The sequence below is a fragment of the Streptomyces sp. NPDC002868 genome (assembly GCF_055563295.1).
The window spans coordinates 269979-286277 of sequence record NZ_JBVHDR010000007.1; the positions used below are offsets into that span (position 1 = coordinate 269979).

Below are 16299 nucleotides of genomic sequence, written 5' to 3' on the forward strand. Positions count from 1 at the left end.
TGTCCGGAAAAAGGGGGCGCTTTGGCTCCCGTATGTGGTACGTCGGAACCGGGGGAAGCGCAACGTGGCGCAGCCCACAGCGGACCGTGGCGGATCTCCCTGCCGCGGCGGCGAACGGCCGCGAGAATGCTTGGGGTCCGTGGGTCATCGTGCCGCTCGGCGCACACGCTCGTTCTTGTTGACGGGCGTCAGGTGTGCCGCGATCGGATGTCCCGGGCGATGGGCGAAGGAGCACAAGCGATGGGCGAGGGGTACGCATGACTGACACCGGCCAGATCCCGGGCGAGGGGCTGCCGGAGAACGCAGGCATGGTGGAGCAGCCGGGCATCCCCGCTCCGGGCGCGTACACCTTCCTCGAACCCTCCGAGAACGGTCCGGAAGAAGACGATCTGCTGCTGATGCCGGGGGCGCAGGGGGCCTGGAGCGACCCGCAGTCGGCGCAGCCCGTACAGCCTGTCCAGCAGGGCCCGGTGGGGCTGGGGGCCGGTGGCCAGGCTCCGGTGGCGATGCCGGTGCCGGTGGCTCAGACGCCCGGTCCGGAGCACGTCGCTGCTGAGCACCTCGTTCCTCAGCACCTCGTTCCTCAGCATCTCGTTGCTGAGCACGTCGTTTCTGAGTACCACGGGTCCGAGCCCTTTGTCTCCGAGCCTCATGTCGAGGTGCCCGTGCAGGTGCCCGCGCAGGTGCAGGTCCAGGCGCCCGTTGCCCCGGAGTTCGCGGCCCCGGAGTTCGCGGCTCCGGATCTCGCCGCACCCGCCTTCGCGCAGGAGCAGTTCGCTCCGGCGCAGGAGCCCGTCGCCGAGCCGGTCGTGCCCGTCCACGACGCGAACGAGTCCGGCGCGCACGAGGCCGGGGGCCGTGACTCCGGCTCCGTCGACCTCAGTGCCGTACGCGTCCCACCCTCATCGGCCACGCCGACGCCTCCGCCCGCGCGACGCCCGCTGCACATGGGCCCGCCGATGCCCGACAGCACGGGCGGCGTGGTGCGCTCTCTCGCCGACCGCGGTCCGGCGGGGACGCCGCCGCACGCCATGTCCGTACACACTCCCGGGCCGCCCACGGCGGGTCTGGAGTACCTCGACATTCCGCGCGACGAGGCGGGCGCCGTGCTGCCGGGGCCGCAGCTGGGCGAGATCCCGCCGCAGGCCGGGACCCCCTGGGACCCACAGCCTCCGCAGTCCCACACGCCGCCTCCGGCACCAGCAGAAACGGTCGTCCCAGAGCCCACGCCGGTCGCTCCAGTCACACCTGCCGCGCCAGTCACTCCGGAGGTCGCCGAGGCCCCTGCCCCGGCACCCGAGCCGCAGCCGGAACCAGAGCCGCAGCCGGAGCCTTCGGCTGCCGGGCAGTTCGTGCCCGTCGAGGGATCGCTCCCCGCCGCGCCCCACCTGGCGCCGACGCCGGTCGCCGTGATGGTCGAGCCCACGCCCGAGCCGGAAGCCCAGCCGGAGCCCGAAGCGGTGCCCGAGTCCGAGCCCGTACAGGAAGTCGCGGAAGCGGTCGCCGAGCCCGAGCCCGAGGCGGTCGCGCCCGAGCCCGTGCACGAGGCGGTCGTCCCCGTGTCCCTGCCCGCGCCACGCGACGGCGGTGCGGAACTGCTCGCGGAGCCCACCCCCGAGCCCGCTGCCGAGGCCGAGCCTGTCGCGGCTCCCGAAATCGCCGAGGTCGTCGAGGTCGCCGAGGAGGTCGCCGTGACCGAAGAGTCCGTTCCGGCACCCGAACCGGAGCCCGCGCCCGAGCCGCTCGCGGTCGTCGGCGCGCCGGCACCCGGTTACGACGACGCCGAGCGCGAAGCCGTACTCCGCGTCATGCGCGAGCGCCGGGACATCCGCAACGGCTTCCGCAGCGACCCCATCCCGCACGACGTGCTGCTCCGCGTCCTTGAGGCCGCCCACACCGCGCCCAGCGTCGGCCACTCGCAGCCCTGGGACTTTGTCGTCATCCGCTCCGCCGAGACCCGGCGCACGATGCACGAGCTCGCGCAACGTCAGCGCGAGGCGTACGCCAAGTCGCTGCCGAAGGGCCGGGCGAAGCAGTTCAAGGAACTGAAGATCGAGGCGATCCTCGACACCCCGGTGAACATCGTGGTCACCGCCGACCCGACGCGGGGCGGCCGCCACACGCTGGGTCGGCACACCCAGCCGCAGATGGCCCCGTACTCCTCCGCGCTCGCCGTCGAGAACCTGTGGCTCGCCGCCCGCGCCGAGGGCCTCGGCGTCGGCTGGGTCAGCTTCTTCGACGAGCGCGAGATGGTGCGCGCGCTGGGGCTGCCGGAGCACCTCGAGGCCGTGGCGTATCTCTGCGTGGGTTACGTCGACGAGTTCCCGGAGGAGCCCGAGCTGATGCAGGCGGGCTGGTCCAAGCGCCGTCCGCTGTCGTGGGTCGTCCACGAGGAGACGTACGGCCGCCGCGCGCTGCCCGGCGAGGAGCCGCACGATCTGCTCCAGGAGACCGTCTCCAACATCCGCCCGCTGGACGCGAAGGCGCTCGGCGAGGCGTGGGAGCGGCAGAAGCGGATGACCAAGCCGGCGGGCGCGCTCGGCATGCTGGAGATCATCTCCGCGCAGCTGAGCGGCCTGTCCCGGCTGTGCCCGCCGCCGATCCCGGAGCCGGCCGCGGTCGCGATCTTCGCGGGCGACCACGGGGTGCACGCGCAGGGGGTCACGGCGTGGCCGCAGGAGGTGACGGCCCAGATGGTGGCCAACTTCCTCGGCGGGGGTGCTGTCTGCAACGCGTTCGCCACGCAGGTGGGCGCGGAGGTCTGCGTGATCGACGTGGGTGTGGCCGGGGACCTGCCCGCCACGCCGGGTCTGCTGCCGCGCAAGGTCCGGCCGGGTACGGCGGACTTCACGACCGGCCCCGCGCTGACCCGCGAGGAGGTCCTCTCGGCGGTCGAGGTCGGCATCGAGACTGCGCGGGACCTGGTGGCGGCGGGCAACAAGGCGCTGCTCACCGGTGAGATGGGCATCGCGAACACGACGGTCTCGGCGGCCCTGATCGCCGTCTACACCGGCATCGACCCGGGTGAGATCACCGGTCGCGGCACGGGCATCAACGACGAGATGCACGCGCGCAAGGTCGACGTCGTGCGCCGCGCGCTGCAGCTTCACGCGCCGGACCCGGCGGACCCCGTCGGCGTCCTGTCGGCGGTCGGCGGCCTGGAGCACGCGGCGCTGGTCGGCTTCATCCTCGGTGGCGCGTCGCTGCGTACGCCGGTGGTGCTGGACGGCGTCTCGGCGGGCGCGGCCGCGCTGGTCGCCCGTGCGATCGCCCCCGAGGCGCTGGCGGCCTGCATCGCGGGCCACCGCAGCGCCGAGCCCGGCCATGTGGCAGCCCTCAACAAGCTGGGCCTGCGCCCGCTGGTCGACCTGGACCTGCGTCTGGGTGAGGGCACGGGTGCGCTGCTGGCGCTGCCGGTGGTGCAGAGCGCGGCGAGAGCGATGCACGAGGTGGCGACGTTCGACTCGGCGGGCGTGACCGAGAAGTAGCGCGGCGGGGGTGGGGGCAGGGGGCACCGTGCCCCCACCGCCCCCGGCCCGTAAGGTGGGCGCCGGGACTTCGCACCCCGCCCCACCAGCCGCTTCACCGCCGCAGCGGCTCCGTACACGCATCACCCCGCCCGAGGAGCCCGCACCGTCATGGCCGAGCATGCCGAGCACCCCGCCTACCCCGTCGGACTCCGCCTGACCGGACGCCGCGTCGTCGTACTCGGCGGCGGCCAGGTCGCCCAGCGCCGGCTCCCCGCGCTCATTGCGGCCGGCGCCGAGATCGTCCTCGTGTCACCGGACGCGACCCCCTCCGTCGAGGCGATGGCCTCGGCCGGCGAGATCCGCTGGGAGCGGCGTCCGTACGCCGAGGGCGACCTCGCCGACGCCTGGTACGCCCTCATCGCCACCCCCGACGTCGAGGCGAACGAGCGCGCCTCGGCCGAGGCCGAGCGCACCCGCACCTGGTGCGTACGCTCCGACGACGCGAGCGCCGCCACCGCCTGGACCCCGGCCACCGGGCGGTCCGAGGGCGTGACCGTCGCGGTGCTGACCGGGCGCGACCCCCGCCGTTCCGCCGCCGTGCGCGACGCCATCGTCGAGGGGCTGCGCGACGGCTCGCTCGCCGCCCCCCACCACCGCACCAGGACCCCCGGCGTTGCCCTCGTCGGTGGCGGTCCCGGCGATCCGGACCTGATCACCGTCCGCGGCCGCCGCCTCCTCGCAGAGGCGGACGTCGTCATCGCGGACCGCCTCGGCCCGCGCGACCTCCTCGACGAACTCCCGCCTCACGTCGAGGTGATCGACGCCGCGAAGATCCCGTACGGCCGCTACATGGCCCAGGAGGCCATCAACAACGCCCTGATCGAGCACGCGAGGGCGGGCAAGGCGGTCGTACGCCTCAAGGGCGGCGACCCCTTCGTCTTCGGCCGTGGCATGGAGGAGGCCGAAGCCCTCGCCGAGGCCGGCATCCCGTGCACGGTCGTCCCCGGCATCTCCAGTTCCATCAGCGTCCCCGGCGCTGTCGGCATCCCGGTCACCCACCGCGGTGTCGCGCACGAGTTCACGGTGGTCAGCGGCCATGTCGCCCCCGATGACGAGCGTTCGCTGGTCGACTGGGCATCCCTCGCGGGGCTGCGCGGCACGCTCGTCGTCCTGATGGGCGTCGACAAGATCGCCGCGATCGCGCAGACCCTCGTCGCCCACGGCAAGAGCCCCCAGACCCCGGTGGCCCTGATCCAGGAGGGCACCACGGCGGCCCAGCGCCGCGTCGACGCGACCCTGGCGACCGTGGCCGAGACGGTGCGGGCCGAGGACGTACGCCCGCCGGCGGTCATTGTGATTGGCGAAGTCGTCACCGTCGGCCCGCAGTCTGCACGGCGCAACGCGTAGCGCGTAACCGCCAGTAACAGACCTCCGCCCAGCCGTTGGCACCGCACCCCGGAGAAGGCAGTATCACCCTGTGGCTGATCTCATCACTGTCGAAGACCCCGACGACCCGCGCCTGCGCGACTACACCGGCCTGACCGACGTCGAGCTCCGGCGCAAGCGCGAGCCCGCGGAAGGCCTGTTCATCGCCGAGGGCGAAAAGGTCATCCGACGGGCCAAGGACGCCGGTTACGAGATGCGGTCGATGCTGCTCTCCGCCAAATGGGTCGACGTCATGCGCGACGTCATCGACGAGCTCCCGGCCCCCGTGTACGCGGTGAGCCCCGAGCTCGCCGAACGCGTCACCGGCTACCACGTGCACCGCGGCGCGCTCGCCTCCATGCAGCGCAAACCCCTCCCGACGGCCGACGATCTCCTCCAGTCGGCCCGTCGCGTCGTCGTCATGGAGTCGGTCAACGACCACACCAACATCGGCGCGATCTTCCGCAGCGCCGCCGCCCTCGGCATGGACGCGGTGCTGCTCTCGCCGGACTGCGCGGACCCGCTCTACCGCCGGTCCGTAAAGGTCTCCATGGGCGCGGTCTTCTCCGTCCCGTACGCCCGCCTCGAATCGTGGCCGAGAGGCCTGGAATCCGTACGGGAAGCGGGCTTCAAGCTGCTCGCCCTCACCCCCGACGAGAAGGCCGCCGCGATCGACGAGGCGGCCCCGCACCGGCTCGACCGGGTCGCGCTGATGCTCGGCGCGGAGGGCGACGGGCTCTCCACCCAGGCGCTCGTCGCCGCCGACGAGTGGGTGCGGATCCCGATGGCACACGGAGTGGACTCGCTCAATGTGGGCGCCGCCGCGGCGGTCGCGTTCTACGCGGTGGCGACGGGCCGCCCGCAGTCCTGAGCCCCGGTCGGCCTACAGCTGCTGGGCCGCCGCGATCCCCAGGGCCACGATCAGCGTCACCACGAAGAAGACGATGATGCGCTGCCGCAGCAGCCGCGGGTTGGCGGGCCGCCGGCCGGTCGACGTCGTGCGGACGCCGGACCTGGTGCCCTGACGGCCGTTCGTACGGGAGGTGTTGCGGGAGGTGTTGCGCGGCGGCTGGGGGCGGGTGCCGCCGGTGCGCGACGGCTGCGGGCGCGGCGCGGACGTGCCCGCCGTACGCCGCTCCGTGCGTTCCGTCCGCGCCGCGCGTTCCGTCCGCTCCGTGTAGCGCGAGGTCGGACGGTCCTGCTCGACGCGCTCGCGCTGAGCCGGCGGCCGGGCCTCAGACAGTCCCTGGGCCTCCCGTGCCGCGATCTCCTTGAGCCGCATTGACAGTTGCAGCGTGCTCGGGCGCTCCTCGGGGTCCTTCGCCAGACAGGCCCGGACGAGCGGAGCCAGCGCGTCCGGGACCCCGTACAGCTGCGGCTCCTCGTGCACCACCCGGTACAGCATGACCTCCGAACTACCGTGTCCGAAGGGCGAGTCGGCCGTCGCCGCGTACGCGAGCGTCGCGCCCAGCGCGAAGACGTCCGTGGCCGGGGTTACCGCAGCGCCGCGCACCTGCTCCGGCGCGAGGAAACCGGGCGAGCCCACCGCAGTGCCGACATGCGTCAGCGTGCTCGCGCCGGTCGCCCAGGCGATGCCGAAGTCGATGATCCGGGGGCCCTTGGGGGAGAGCAGGATGTTCGACGGCTTCAGATCCCGGTGCACGACACCGGCCTCGTGCACCGCGACCAGGCCCTCGGAGAGCGCAGCGCCGATCGCGGCCACCTCGGCGGCCAGCAGGGTGCCGTCCTCGGCGACCTTGTCGTGCAGGGAGGGACCGGGGACGTACTGGGTGGCGAACCACGGGCGGTCCGCCTCGAGATCGGCGGCCACCAGCCGTGCCGTACAGCCGCCGCGGATCCGCCGCGCGGCGGACACCTCGCGCGCGAACCGAGACCTGAACTCCTGGTCCTCGGCCAGATCCGGCCGGATCACCTTCAGCGCGACGCGCTGGCCGCGGCGGTCGGAGCCGAGGTAGACGACGCCCATGCCACCCGCACCGAGCCGCCGGTGAAGCCTGAACGAGCCGACGACACGCGGATCCTCGCGCCGGAGCCGCATCATCGCCATGTCCGTCCCCTACCTACGGTGGGGAGACCCCACCCCCGCTGCCACGGTCGTCCGTTTGACGTGGCACAGCTTACGTACCCCCGCCCCGGTGTGCTCATAGGCCGCGCCCTCACGGCCCGATCGATTGTCAGTGCCGGGTGGGAAACTTGAAGAGTGGTCAGGGGATGGCGGATCCGTCGCCCCGGGGGCCGTGCGAGATCTCAAAGGTCCGTCGCAGAAGGGGGATTGGATCAGTGAAGGGTGACCGCGTGGAGATAGTCGTGGACGCGGGAGACACGACTCGTACGTACGAAGTGGTGGCCAGCCGGGCGGGTCGCAGGGTCGAGACGGCGGTGCGCAGGGGGGTGGTGGAAGTGAGCGAAGTCACCCGCAGCGGCGGGGTGGTGCGGACGGCCCGCTTCATGGCCACCCGGGTGCTGGCGCTGGTCGAGCAGCCGGTGCCGCGTGAGGACTCCTCGGAGCGTCCCCTCCGGGAAGACCCCAAGACCTAGGTCGGCGTCTCCACCCAGGGGAGTACGCCGCTGGGTGGCGGCTCATCCTCCGGGAGGCCCGGCAATGGGTACGCGGGCATGACGACCGGGCCTTGTCGCTTGCCTAATCTTGAATTCAAGCGGCGGGTGCAGCACTCGTCCCCCGAGGTCAGACACCCGCCGCTGCCCATACGAACAGGAGAGGGACCATGGCGGACACGGCATCGCGGACCATCATCCGCACGCAGGGACGCAAGGCATTTGCCGCGTTCGGCGGCCGTCCGTCAGGCAGGCGCCACCCGTTGGTGGCGACGGCCATGGTCCTTCCTCTGGCGGCACTGCTGGTGGTCGCCTTCGGCGGCTGGGAAGCGGTGGTCACACAAGCGTCGTCCGTGGGCGTGATGCTGGGGCGCTGAGCGGCGCCCCGGGCCCGGAAGAGCGGTCCGGGACGGGGACATCCGGCCAACAACCCCGTGGGGACGGGGGTGCGGCGGACGGCAGCGTTTGGCCGGTCAGCTGGGGAGCTGACCGGCCATCGCGCTGCCCACGTCCACTCGCGGCCCCTCGCCGGCGCGACCGGGGGTGCGGGTTCCGCGCTGCGAAGCCGGCGCCTCGGAAGTGGGGAGTGTCAGCCCCTCACGTAACCCCTTCACACCCGTTGGGGGGTATCTGGGCCGCGAAGCCGGCGCGTTGGGGGTGCGGGGTCGTCAGCCTCACGTAACGGTGCTCTGGGCCGCGAAGCTCGCGCCTTCGGAGTCGGGAGCGTCAGCCCCCACGTAACCCTTCACGCCCAGGGGTGCGGTGCTCCGCGCCGCGAAGCCCGCGTGACCCTTCACGCTCTGGGGGTGCGGGTTCTGCGCCGCGAAGCCGGCGCCTTGGGGGTGTGGGGGCGTCAGCCCCCACGTAACCTTGCCCCCTCCGGGGGGTCTGGGGGCGTCAGCCCCCAGTTTCGGGAAGGGGCGGGTAGGGGAAACAGCCCCCCGCCCCACCGCGTACGCTCCCAGCCGGACCGCACCACCCCCGGGGGACACCGTGACCGCATCCGTCGTACGCGCGCTCGCCGACGCCGCCCGCGACGCCGCGCATCTGCCAGGTCCGCGCCCCGCCTGCCGGGCCTGTGGGCGGGACGAGGCCGTGCTCGCGGACCGGGACGACGGCGCTGTCGTACGGCACGGGGACGCCGTCGCCAAGGCGCACGCACCCGGCACCGACCCGGACGGACACCGCGCCCGCATCGCCGTCGCCGCGCACCCGCGCCTCGACGGGATCCTGCTTCCACCGCTCCCGCTCCGGGTACGGGATGTCCGCGGCCGGCCCGTCACGGCCTGGCCGTACGGCGTGCCCGTGGACCCCACGGACCCCGACGCCGCCCCCTGGGAGGACGCCGGGGCGCTGCTCGCCCGGCTCCACCGCGTCGACCCCGTCGAACTCCCCGGCCCCCTCCCGCCCATGCGCGGCCCCGCCAAGGCCGCCCGGGCCCTCGCGCGGATGCGCGCGGCGGCGGACCACCCCGCGGCCGCCACCGTCCAGCGTGCCTGGGAGCGGCTCCCCGCCTGGGCACGCGACGAGGCCCCGTCGCCACGCAACAGCACCCTCTGCCACGGCGACCTCCACCTGGGCCAGCTCGTCCGCCACCCTGCCCCTGCCGGCCCCTGGCTGCTGATCGACGTCGACGATCTCGGCCTCGGCGACCCCGCCTGGGACCTGGCCCGCCCTGCCGCCTGGTACGCCGCCGGTCTGCTGCCCCCAGAGATCTGGCAGCGGTTCCTCGGGGCGTACACAGCCGCAGACGGCCAGGCGGTCCGCGCAGACGCCGATCCGTGGCCCCAACTCGACGTCCCCGCCCGCGCACTGACCATCCAGACCGCCGCCCTCGCCCTGGCGAAATCCGCCGCGGAACACCGCGATCCGGACGACGTCGAGGAGGCCGTGATCGACGCCTGCGCCCGAATCGCGGCCCTCCCGGCCGAGTTGGAGTTCGAGCCTGGGTCGTAGTCTGAACTCCTCGTCACCGGGCATGCATCCCGGCGACGTCGACCGAACGGCGAGGAGCTGAGCAGACCATGCAGTGTCCCAAGTGCCATGCAGCGATGCACACCTACAACCGCAACGGCGTCCAGATCGAGCAGTGCAGCGGCTGCCGGGGGATATTCCTCGACTACGGCGAGCTGGAGTCCCTGACCCGCCTCGAGTCGCAGTGGACCCAGGCCCCGCCCCCGCCGCCCGCCGCGCAGGCCTACCCGGTCGCCCCCGCGCCCGCCTGGGGCGCCCCTCATCACGGCGGACACCACCGCCAGAAGGGCTTCGGCCGGATGCTCTTCTCCTCCTGAACCCCCTCCTGAACCGCCACCTGAACCACCGCTGAAACCGCGCTGCGGGCCCGGGCACTCCGCCCGGGCCCGCATTGCATACCGACAACTTGCATACCGTCGACGGGATTTCGTCCGCGACCTAGTCATGGACATGGCCGATGTCTATGGTGCGGAACCATGACCTTCCTCGACAGGTCCCGCACAGTCGCACCCCCGGGCTGGAGCCGCTGGCTCGTCCCACCGGCCGCGCTCTCGGTCCATCTCGCCATCGGACAGGCCTACGCCTGGAGCGTGTTCAAGCCCCCGCTCGAGTCATCGCTCGGCCTCTCCGGCACCGCCAGCGCTCTCCCGTTCCAGCTGGGCATCGTCATGCTCGGCCTCTCCGCGGCCTTCGGCGGCACCCTCGTCGAACGCAACGGCCCGCGCTGGGCCATGTTCGTCTCCCTCGTCTGCTTCTCCTCCGGCTTCCTGATCGCCGCCTTCGGCGCCGCCACCCGCCAGTACTGGCTCGTCGTCCTCGGCTACGGCTTCATCGGCGGCATCGGCCTCGGCATCGGCTACATCTCCCCGGTCTCCACCCTCATCAAGTGGTTCCCGGACCGCCCCGGCATGGCAACCGGAATCGCCATCATGGGCTTCGGCGGCGGCGCGCTGATCGCGTCGCCCTGGTCCACCCAGATGCTGGAGACCTTCGGTTCGGACAGCTCCGGCATCGCCACCGCCTTCCTTGTCCACGGTCTGGCGTACGCCGTGTTCATGTCCCTCGGCGTCGCGCTCGTACGCGTACCGCCACAGGGCTGGCAGCACCCAGGCCCGCAGCCGAAGCAGCAGACCCGCGCCCTGATCACCACCGCCCACGTCTCCGCGAGGAACGCCCTGCGCACCCCGCAGTTCTGGTGCCTGTGGGTGGTCCTCTGCATGAACGTCGCAGCCCCAGCACCAGGAGTCGTAGGGCGCTCGGCGCCGCGGTCTGGCTCTGGGTCGCCGTCCCGTTCGGCTACGGCCTGTACGAGCTGATCCGCAAGGCCACCCAGCTCTTCACGGGGTGAGGGGCTTGGCCCCGGCAACGACAGAACCCCCGGCCGTCGATGCGGCCGGGGGTTCTGGCTGGTGCGCGATACTGGGATTGAACCAGTGACCTCTTCCGTGTCAGGGAAGCGCTCTCCCGCTGAGCTAATCGCGCGGGACGATCTTGCGTTGTGCTGCGTGCGCGATACTGGGATTGAACCAGTGACCTCTTCCGTGTCAGGGAAGCGCTCTCCCGCTGAGCTAATCGCGCGCGAATCCTTACGGATCCAGTGGACGATACTGGGATTGAACCAGTGACCTCTTCCGTGTCAGGGAAGCGCTCTCCCGCTGAGCTAATCGTCCTTGGAGGTGGAGACGGGATTTGAACCCGTGTAGACGGCTTTGCAGGCCGTTGCCTCGCCTCTCGGCCACTCCACCCTGAGTGCAGGGGTTCGGGAAGATCCCCCTTCGAGCGGACGACGAGATTCGAACTCGCGACCCTCACCTTGGCAAGGTGATGCTCTACCAACTGAGCCACGTCCGCTTGTCGGTTCCGGCCCGCTCCCGCGGCCCGGCGACGTGTTGAACTCTAGCGGATTCCTGGGCCAGCACAAAAACGCGTTTCCGCAGCGTGCTGAGGTGTGTTCACGCCGCAGCGGCACATCGGCGCCCGCCATAGACTCACAGACGTGCATGACCTCGCTCCTTTGGCCCGCTTCGGCAGCCTCCTCGCATCAGACCTCAGGGATGTCACCAGCGACCCCGAAGCACTCGACTCCGCCGGCTTCTGGGCCGTCGCCGCAGACTTCGAGGGCGGTCTGACCTGCGCCCGCTTCGGCGATGTGCGTACGGAGCCGGTGCCTGAGCCCGTGCCGGGGCGGTGGCGGGGCCCGGCGGCGGGCGACTGGACGTCCTCGCTGGACCGCGCCGCGTACTCCGCCGGCGTCCGGCGCATCCGCGAGCACATCGCGGCGGGCGAGGTCTATCAGGCGAACCTCTGCCGAATTCTCTCCGCGCCGCTGCCCGACCCGGACGCCGCCGACGTCGACGCGCTGACCGCCCTGCTGGCGCGGGGCAACCCCGCTCCGTACGCCGGAACCATTCGGCTGCCCGCGCACGGCGTGGAGATCGCCACCGCCTCGCCCGAGCTGTATCTGCGCCGGGACGGGCAGACCGTCGAGTCCGGGCCGATCAAGGGCACCGGACGCACCGTCGACGATCTGCTGGAGAAGGATTACGCGGAGAACGTGATGATCGTGGACCTGGTCCGCAACGACCTGGGGCGGGTGAGTGCCACGGGCACGGTGACCGTCCCTGCGCTTTGCGCGGTCGAGTCGCATCCTGGACTTGTGCACCTCGTCTCCACCGTGCGCGCGGAGCTGGGGCCCAAGGCGGGCTGGCAGGAGCTCCTGACGGCCACCTTCCCGCCGGGCTCGGTGACCGGCGCGCCCAAGTCAAGTGCTCTGAAGATCATCGAGGCGCTGGAGACGGCGCCTCGCGGACCGTACTGCGGAGGCATCGGCTGGGTCGACGCCGACCGCGGCGCCGGCGAGCTCGCCGTCGGCATACGCACCTTCTGGATCGACCGCGCCCCGGTCGGCGGGCCGGTGCTCCGCTTCGGCACCGGCGCCGGGATCACCTGGGGCTCCGACCCCGAGCGCGAGTGGGAGGAGACCGAGCTGAAGGCTTCCCGACTGCTCACGGTAGCGTCGGGAGCGTACGAGGCGAGCGGAAGGACCAGCTAGATGAAGCTCTGGCTCAATGGCGCACTCACGGACGCCGACGACGCCCGGGTGTCCGTGTTCGACCACGGTCTGACCGTGGGCGACGGCATCTTCGAGACGATCAAGGCCGTCCACGGGCAGCCCTTTGCCCTCACCCAGCACCTCGACCGGCTGACCCGCTCGGCCCGCGGTCTCTGCCTGCCGGACCCGGACCACGACGAGGTGGGGCACGCCTGCGCGGCCGTGCTGGAAGCCAACCCCATGGCTCTTGGCCGGCTGCGCATCACGTACACCGGCGGTACCTCGCCCCTCGGCTCCGACCGCGGCACCGAGGGTCCGACCCTCGTCGTCGCGCTGGGCGAGACCGAGCGGCGCCCCGACACCACGGCCGTGATCACCGTTCCCTGGACGCGCAATGAGCGTGGCGCACTGGCCGGGCTGAAGACGACGTCGTATGGGGAGAATGTCGTCGCACTCGTCAGGGCGAGTGAGCAGGGGGCGTCCGAGGCGCTCTTTGCCAACACCGTCGGAGAGCTCTGCGAGGGCACCGGCTCCAACGTCTTCGTCGTACTCGACGGTGAGTTGTACACCCCGCCCGTCTCCTCCGGCTGTCTGGCGGGCATCACCCGCGCGCTGACCGTGGAATGGGCGGGTGCCAGGGAGGCCGACCTGCCGTTCGACGTGCTGGACCGGGCCGATGAGGTCTTCCTGACGTCCACCCTCCGCGACGTACAGGCGGTTGGGCGGATCGACGGGCGGGAGCTCGCGCACGCGCCGGGACCGGTGACCGCCAAGGCGATGCGGATCTTCGAGGAGCGCGCGGCCGCCGACAGCGATCCGAAGGCTCCGTAAAACTTCGTGACGGGTGGCCTCGGAGGCGGGTAGAACACCCCTGATGACCACCACCCTGCGGCCGACCGGGCCGATTCAGCACGAGGCCGACGGCGCGAAGTCACGCACGTACGAGATCTGCGTGAACGGCCGTCCTGTCGGCAGGATCGAGATCGCCACTTTCCCGGCGCTCAGCGCCAAGGCCGGCGCCATACGCTCGCTGCGGATCGACGAGGCGGACCGGCGGCGCGGACGCGGGACCGTCGCCGCCCTCGCCGCCGAAGAGGTGCTGCGCGGCTGGGGGTGCACCCAGGTACTGACATCCGTACCGCCCGACGCCACCGCCGCGCGGCGGCTGACGAGCGCACTCGGCTACATCGAACGCAGCCGCAGCATGCGCAAGGCGCTTCCCGCGGAGCCGCCCGCTCTGCCCGCGCACGTCGAAGGCCGTCCGATGAGCGAGGCGGAGTTCGCACAGTGGCGGGCTCAGGCCGTCGAGAGCTATGCACAGAGCTGGATCGACCGCGGCGTTCCGGCCGAGGAGGCGCGCGCCAAGTCCGAGGCCGACCACCTCGAGAGCCTGCCCGACGGCCTCGCCACCCCAGGGACCTCGCTGCGTTTCCTGGTCCATGACGGCGTGATCGTGGGCCACCTCTTCGTCGGGCGGCGCGAGGCCCGCTTCGGCGAGCACGCGTCGTTCGTGTACGACGTCCAAGTCGTCGACGGACATCGGGGACAGGGCCACGGGCGTTCCCTGATGCTGCTCGCCGAGCGGGTCTCGCTCGACGCCGGGATGCGCCTGCTCGCACTGCATGTCTTCTCCGGCAACACCCCGGCGATCAGCCTCTACGAGTCGCTCGGCTACGAAACGACCGCCGTCAACCTCTTCAAGCCGCTGCTCTAGGAGTTGGACCCGGAGCCGGCGAGCAGTCGGTCGGCGATCTCCTCGATGCGCGCCCGCAGCCCCTCCTGGCTCTTGCCGCCGTCCAGGCGCTCGCCGTCGACGACGTACGTCGGAGTGCCGGTGACGCCGATCGCCTTGCCCTCGGCGTGGTCGGCGTCGACGATCAGGATGTGCCGCCCGTCGATCAGGGCGGTGTCGAACTCCTCGGTGTCCAGGCCCAGTTCACGCGCGACCTCCAGCAGAAACGGCTCGCCCTTCGCCGCCAGCTCCTCGGTACGCGCGAGCACGGCCTCCACATACGGCCAGCCCTTGCCCTGTTCGGCAGCCTCCTCGGCGGCCTGGGCGGCGGTGAAGGCGTGCTTGTGCTTGTCGAGGGGGAAGTGCCGCAGCCGCAGCTCCAGCCGGTCGCCGTAGCGCTCGCGCAGGGCCCGCAGATCATCCAGGGCGCTGCGGCAGTCGGGGCACTGGAGCTCGCACCAGACGTCGAGTACGACGGGGCGGGCGTTGGTGGAGTCGCTCATGGGACCAGTCTCCCAGCCCTGCGGCGTGCACCCCCGACCGGGACCTGGGGAGGAGGCCGTCCCGGAGATCTCCCTGAGGTCGTACGGGACCGTGGCCCGCACGCCGCCGGACGGTGCACGATGGATAGGGACGACCGACCATGCCCGCCGAAGCCTGGAGGACCGGATGATTGCCGAGACCATTTTCTCCGCGGTGTCCGCGGCGGGCCTGGGCATCGCCGCGATCACGGCGTACCGCAAGCGTTTCCTGGCCGCGACCCGGATAGCCGCCTACTCCCTGGTCCCGATCGGCCTGGTGCTGACCGGCGCCGTCGAATGGGCCGTCGACACGGCCTTCAGCCCGTCCGCGTGGATCGGCTTCGGCCTGCTGGGCGGCGCGTGGCTGCTCTTCATGACGACCCGGGCCGTCGAACGGCGCGGCGTCGGCACCCGCAAGGAGCGCAAGGCCGCGAAGTCGGCGCAGCGCGAGGCGGTCGCGCCCGAGTCGTCCGCGCCCTCACTCGGGCAGGCGGGCCGTCCGGCCGCGCAGCCCGTGGCCAAGCGGAAGGCCGCCGGTTCCGGCGACGACTTCAGCGACATCGAGGCGATCCTGAAGAAGCACGGCATCTAGCACAGCATCCGGCACGGCATCGAGCACGGGATCTGAATGAACTCCCGCAGTCGCGGGGCGTGTTGGTCGATCATGAGGGGCCGGGCTGCGACATCATCACCCCGAGATGCTCGATACCTCCCGGGGCCAGGCCCCCACACCGACCGAAGAGCCGCGTGGCTGCCTCTTCGCGCTCTCCCAGCCACCCCTGATGATCTTCCTCGCGGTGATCGGCTTCTTGCTGCTCATGGCCGCGGTACACGATCTGTTTCTGCTGTGAGCCTCAGCCGGCCGCTTCCTTGCGGCGCGCGCGGTACGCGGCGACATGCAGGCGGTTGCCGCAGGTGCGGCTGTCGCAGTAGCGGCGCGAGCGATTGCGCGACAGATCGACGAACGCGCGCCCGCAGTCCGGCGCGTCGCACCGCCGCAGCCGCTCCTGCTCGCCCGCGACAACGATGAAGGCCAGCGCCATCCCGCAGTCCGCGGCAAGATGGTCGGCAACCGACGCGCCCGGCGCGAAGTAGTGCACATGCCAGTCGTAGCCATCGTGGTCGGTGAGCTGCGGGGTGGTCCCCGCGGCCGCCACCAGCTCATTGACCAGCTCGGCCGCGGTGCGGCCGTCGGGCGCCGCGAAGATCTCCGCGAACTGGGTCCGTACGCCGTGCACCGCCTTGAGGTCCCGCTGGTTCAGTTCGCCCACGCCGCTGACGTCGTGGCTGCGCACGAAGTCGTACAGCGCGGCGACGTCCGCGAGCCCGTCGCCCTGCTGCTCGCTCTCCGGTGCGGTGTTCACCAGATCGACGACGGTGTTGAGGGCGATCCGGGTGTCATGGGGAATCAGCACGATTCGCTCCCTGGCCTGCTGCGGGCCGGTGCCCGCCGAATTGCGCTGACTCTAGCGGTTCGCGCCGAGAGCGCAGCGACGCCGTCGCCGCGATGGAATCCGCGGTGACGGCGCCGGTGTGTTCCGTATGTGG

16 protein-coding genes, 5 tRNA genes and 1 pseudogene are annotated in these 16299 nt (G+C 71.9%); 14 read left to right on the forward strand and 8 right to left on the reverse strand.

All coding sequences use genetic code 11. From position 1 onward, the window contains the following. Positions 1-257: 257 nt before the first annotated feature. The 3 genes from cobT (at position 258) to ACZ3H8_RS22640 (ending at position 5766) form a co-directional block, all read left to right on the forward strand. The gene (gene cobT, locus ACZ3H8_RS22630) at positions 258-3488 is read left to right on the forward strand and encodes a nicotinate-nucleotide--dimethylbenzimidazole phosphoribosyltransferase (RefSeq protein ID WP_467404513.1); all 3231 of its coding nucleotides are present in this window, start codon (positions 258-260) and stop codon (positions 3486-3488) included. Positions 3489-3638: 150 nt separating this feature from the next. Further along, positions 3639-4877, forward strand: coding sequence for a uroporphyrinogen-III C-methyltransferase (gene cobA, locus ACZ3H8_RS22635; RefSeq protein ID WP_467404515.1), 1239 nt, complete (start codon positions 3639-3641; stop codon positions 4875-4877). A gap of 70 nt (positions 4878-4947) precedes the next feature. Further along, a complete protein-coding gene (locus ACZ3H8_RS22640) occupies positions 4948-5766 on the forward strand; it encodes a TrmH family RNA methyltransferase (protein WP_398989727.1) in 819 nt (272 codons plus the stop codon). A gap of 12 nt (positions 5767-5778) precedes the next feature. Here ACZ3H8_RS22640 and ACZ3H8_RS22645 read toward each other — a convergent pair whose 3' ends face one another. Next, entirely contained in the window at positions 5779-6963 is a 1185-nt protein-coding gene (locus tag ACZ3H8_RS22645) for a serine/threonine-protein kinase (RefSeq protein ID WP_467404518.1), read from the reverse strand. 233 nt (positions 6964-7196) lie between these two features. Between ACZ3H8_RS22645 and ACZ3H8_RS22650 the strand changes: the two genes are divergently transcribed. From ACZ3H8_RS22650 to ACZ3H8_RS22675, 6 genes and pseudogenes are all read left to right on the forward strand, one after another. Beyond that, a complete protein-coding gene (locus ACZ3H8_RS22650; RefSeq protein ID WP_467404519.1) occupies positions 7197-7454 on the forward strand; it encodes a hypothetical protein in 258 nt (85 codons plus the stop codon). Positions 7455-7642: 188 nt separating this feature from the next. Further along, positions 7643-7849 carry a hypothetical protein gene (locus ACZ3H8_RS22655; RefSeq protein WP_356231938.1) on the forward strand — a complete coding sequence of 69 codons (207 nt, stop codon included), beginning with the start codon at positions 7643-7645 and terminating at the stop codon, positions 7847-7849. Between the two features lie 616 nt (positions 7850-8465). Then, on the forward strand, positions 8466-9428 hold the full coding sequence (locus ACZ3H8_RS22660) for a phosphotransferase family protein (RefSeq protein ID WP_467404522.1): 963 nt from the start codon (positions 8466-8468) through the stop codon (positions 9426-9428). 68 nt (positions 9429-9496) lie between these two features. After that, positions 9497-9763, forward strand: a complete 267-nt coding sequence (locus ACZ3H8_RS22665) for a TFIIB-type zinc ribbon-containing protein (protein WP_467404523.1) — start codon at positions 9497-9499, stop codon at positions 9761-9763. A 159-nt stretch (positions 9764-9922) separates the two neighbouring features. Then, positions 9923-10711: pseudogene (locus ACZ3H8_RS22670) on the forward strand (MFS transporter); the annotation flags it as partial. Continuing rightward, complete coding sequence (locus ACZ3H8_RS22675) at positions 10660-10794, forward strand: MFS transporter small subunit (protein ID WP_467404806.1); 135 nt, start codon at positions 10660-10662, stop codon at positions 10792-10794. The pseudogene ACZ3H8_RS22670 and the gene ACZ3H8_RS22675, both read left to right, overlap by 52 nt. A 59-nt stretch (positions 10795-10853) precedes the next feature. Here the strand turns inward: ACZ3H8_RS22675 and ACZ3H8_RS22680 are convergent. The 5 genes from ACZ3H8_RS22680 to ACZ3H8_RS22700 all read right to left on the reverse strand — a co-directional run bounded on the left by ACZ3H8_RS22680 (position 10854) and on the right by ACZ3H8_RS22700 (position 11297). Beyond that, positions 10854-10928: transfer RNA gene (locus ACZ3H8_RS22680), tRNA-Val, on the reverse strand. A gap of 24 nt (positions 10929-10952) precedes the next feature. After that, a tRNA-Val gene (locus ACZ3H8_RS22685) sits at positions 10953-11024 on the reverse strand. Positions 11025-11044: 20 nt separating this feature from the next. Continuing rightward, positions 11045-11116: transfer RNA gene (locus ACZ3H8_RS22690), tRNA-Val, on the reverse strand. Position 11117: 1 nt separating this feature from the next. After that, positions 11118-11191: transfer RNA gene (locus ACZ3H8_RS22695), tRNA-Cys, on the reverse strand. 33 nt (positions 11192-11224) lie between these two features. Beyond that, positions 11225-11297 (reverse strand) — tRNA-Gly (locus ACZ3H8_RS22700). A gap of 145 nt (positions 11298-11442) precedes the next feature. On the opposite strand from ACZ3H8_RS22700, the gene ACZ3H8_RS22705 reads away from it, so the two are divergent. From ACZ3H8_RS22705 to ACZ3H8_RS22715, 3 genes are read left to right on the forward strand one after another with little or no spacing between them, the layout of a single operon-like run. Next, positions 11443-12498, forward strand: coding sequence for a chorismate-binding protein (locus tag ACZ3H8_RS22705; protein ID WP_467404526.1), 1056 nt, complete (start codon positions 11443-11445; stop codon positions 12496-12498). Next, entirely contained in the window at positions 12499-13329 is an 831-nt protein-coding gene (locus tag ACZ3H8_RS22710) for an aminotransferase class IV (RefSeq protein ID WP_467404529.1), read from the forward strand. Between the two features lie 43 nt (positions 13330-13372). Next, positions 13373-14212, forward strand: a complete 840-nt coding sequence (locus tag ACZ3H8_RS22715; protein ID WP_467404532.1) for a GNAT family N-acetyltransferase — start codon at positions 13373-13375, stop codon at positions 14210-14212. Here the strand turns inward: ACZ3H8_RS22715 and ACZ3H8_RS22720 are convergent. Next, a complete protein-coding gene (locus ACZ3H8_RS22720; RefSeq protein WP_467404534.1) occupies positions 14209-14733 on the reverse strand; it encodes a DsbA family protein in 525 nt (174 codons plus the stop codon). The two genes, ACZ3H8_RS22715 and ACZ3H8_RS22720, sit on opposite strands and share 4 nt — an antisense overlap. A 166-nt stretch (positions 14734-14899) precedes the next feature. Here ACZ3H8_RS22720 and ACZ3H8_RS22725 point away from each other — a divergent pair, with 166 nt between their 5' ends. After that, positions 14900-15343, forward strand: coding sequence for a hypothetical protein (locus ACZ3H8_RS22725; RefSeq protein WP_467404808.1), 444 nt, complete (start codon positions 14900-14902; stop codon positions 15341-15343). Between the two features lie 106 nt (positions 15344-15449). Continuing rightward, complete coding sequence (locus tag ACZ3H8_RS22730) at positions 15450-15602, forward strand: hypothetical protein (RefSeq protein ID WP_398991396.1); 153 nt, start codon at positions 15450-15452, stop codon at positions 15600-15602. Between the two features lie 3 nt (positions 15603-15605). Here the strand turns inward: ACZ3H8_RS22730 and ACZ3H8_RS22735 are convergent, their stop codons facing one another. Beyond that, on the reverse strand, positions 15606-16166 hold the full coding sequence (locus ACZ3H8_RS22735; protein WP_467404537.1) for a CGNR zinc finger domain-containing protein: 561 nt from the start codon (positions 16164-16166) through the stop codon (positions 15606-15608). Between the last annotated feature and the right edge of the window lie 133 nt (positions 16167-16299).

Bases quoted from the DNA above. Each gene is read 5' to 3' on its own strand.
- cobT (WP_467404513.1), top strand. From the start codon at position 258: ATGACTGACACCGGCCAGATCCCGGGCGAGGGGCTGCCGGAGAACGCA.
- cobA (WP_467404515.1), top strand. From the start codon at position 3,639: ATGGCCGAGCATGCCGAGCACCCCGCCTACCCCGTCGGACTCCGCCTG.
- ACZ3H8_RS22645 (WP_467404518.1), bottom strand. From the start codon at position 6,963: ATGGCGATGATGCGGCTCCGGCGCGAGGATCCGCGTGTCGTCGGCTCG.
- ACZ3H8_RS22655 (WP_356231938.1), top strand. From the start codon at position 7,643: ATGGCGGACACGGCATCGCGGACCATCATCCGCACGCAGGGACGCAAG.
- ACZ3H8_RS22665 (WP_467404523.1), top strand. From the start codon at position 9,497: ATGCAGTGTCCCAAGTGCCATGCAGCGATGCACACCTACAACCGCAAC.
- ACZ3H8_RS22710 (WP_467404529.1), top strand. From the start codon at position 12,499: ATGAAGCTCTGGCTCAATGGCGCACTCACGGACGCCGACGACGCCCGG.
- ACZ3H8_RS22715 (WP_467404532.1), top strand. From the start codon at position 13,373: ATGACCACCACCCTGCGGCCGACCGGGCCGATTCAGCACGAGGCCGAC.
- ACZ3H8_RS22720 (WP_467404534.1), bottom strand. From the start codon at position 14,733: ATGAGCGACTCCACCAACGCCCGCCCCGTCGTACTCGACGTCTGGTGC.
- ACZ3H8_RS22725 (WP_467404808.1), top strand. From the start codon at position 14,900: ATGATTGCCGAGACCATTTTCTCCGCGGTGTCCGCGGCGGGCCTGGGC.
- ACZ3H8_RS22730 (WP_398991396.1), top strand. From the start codon at position 15,450: ATGCTCGATACCTCCCGGGGCCAGGCCCCCACACCGACCGAAGAGCCG.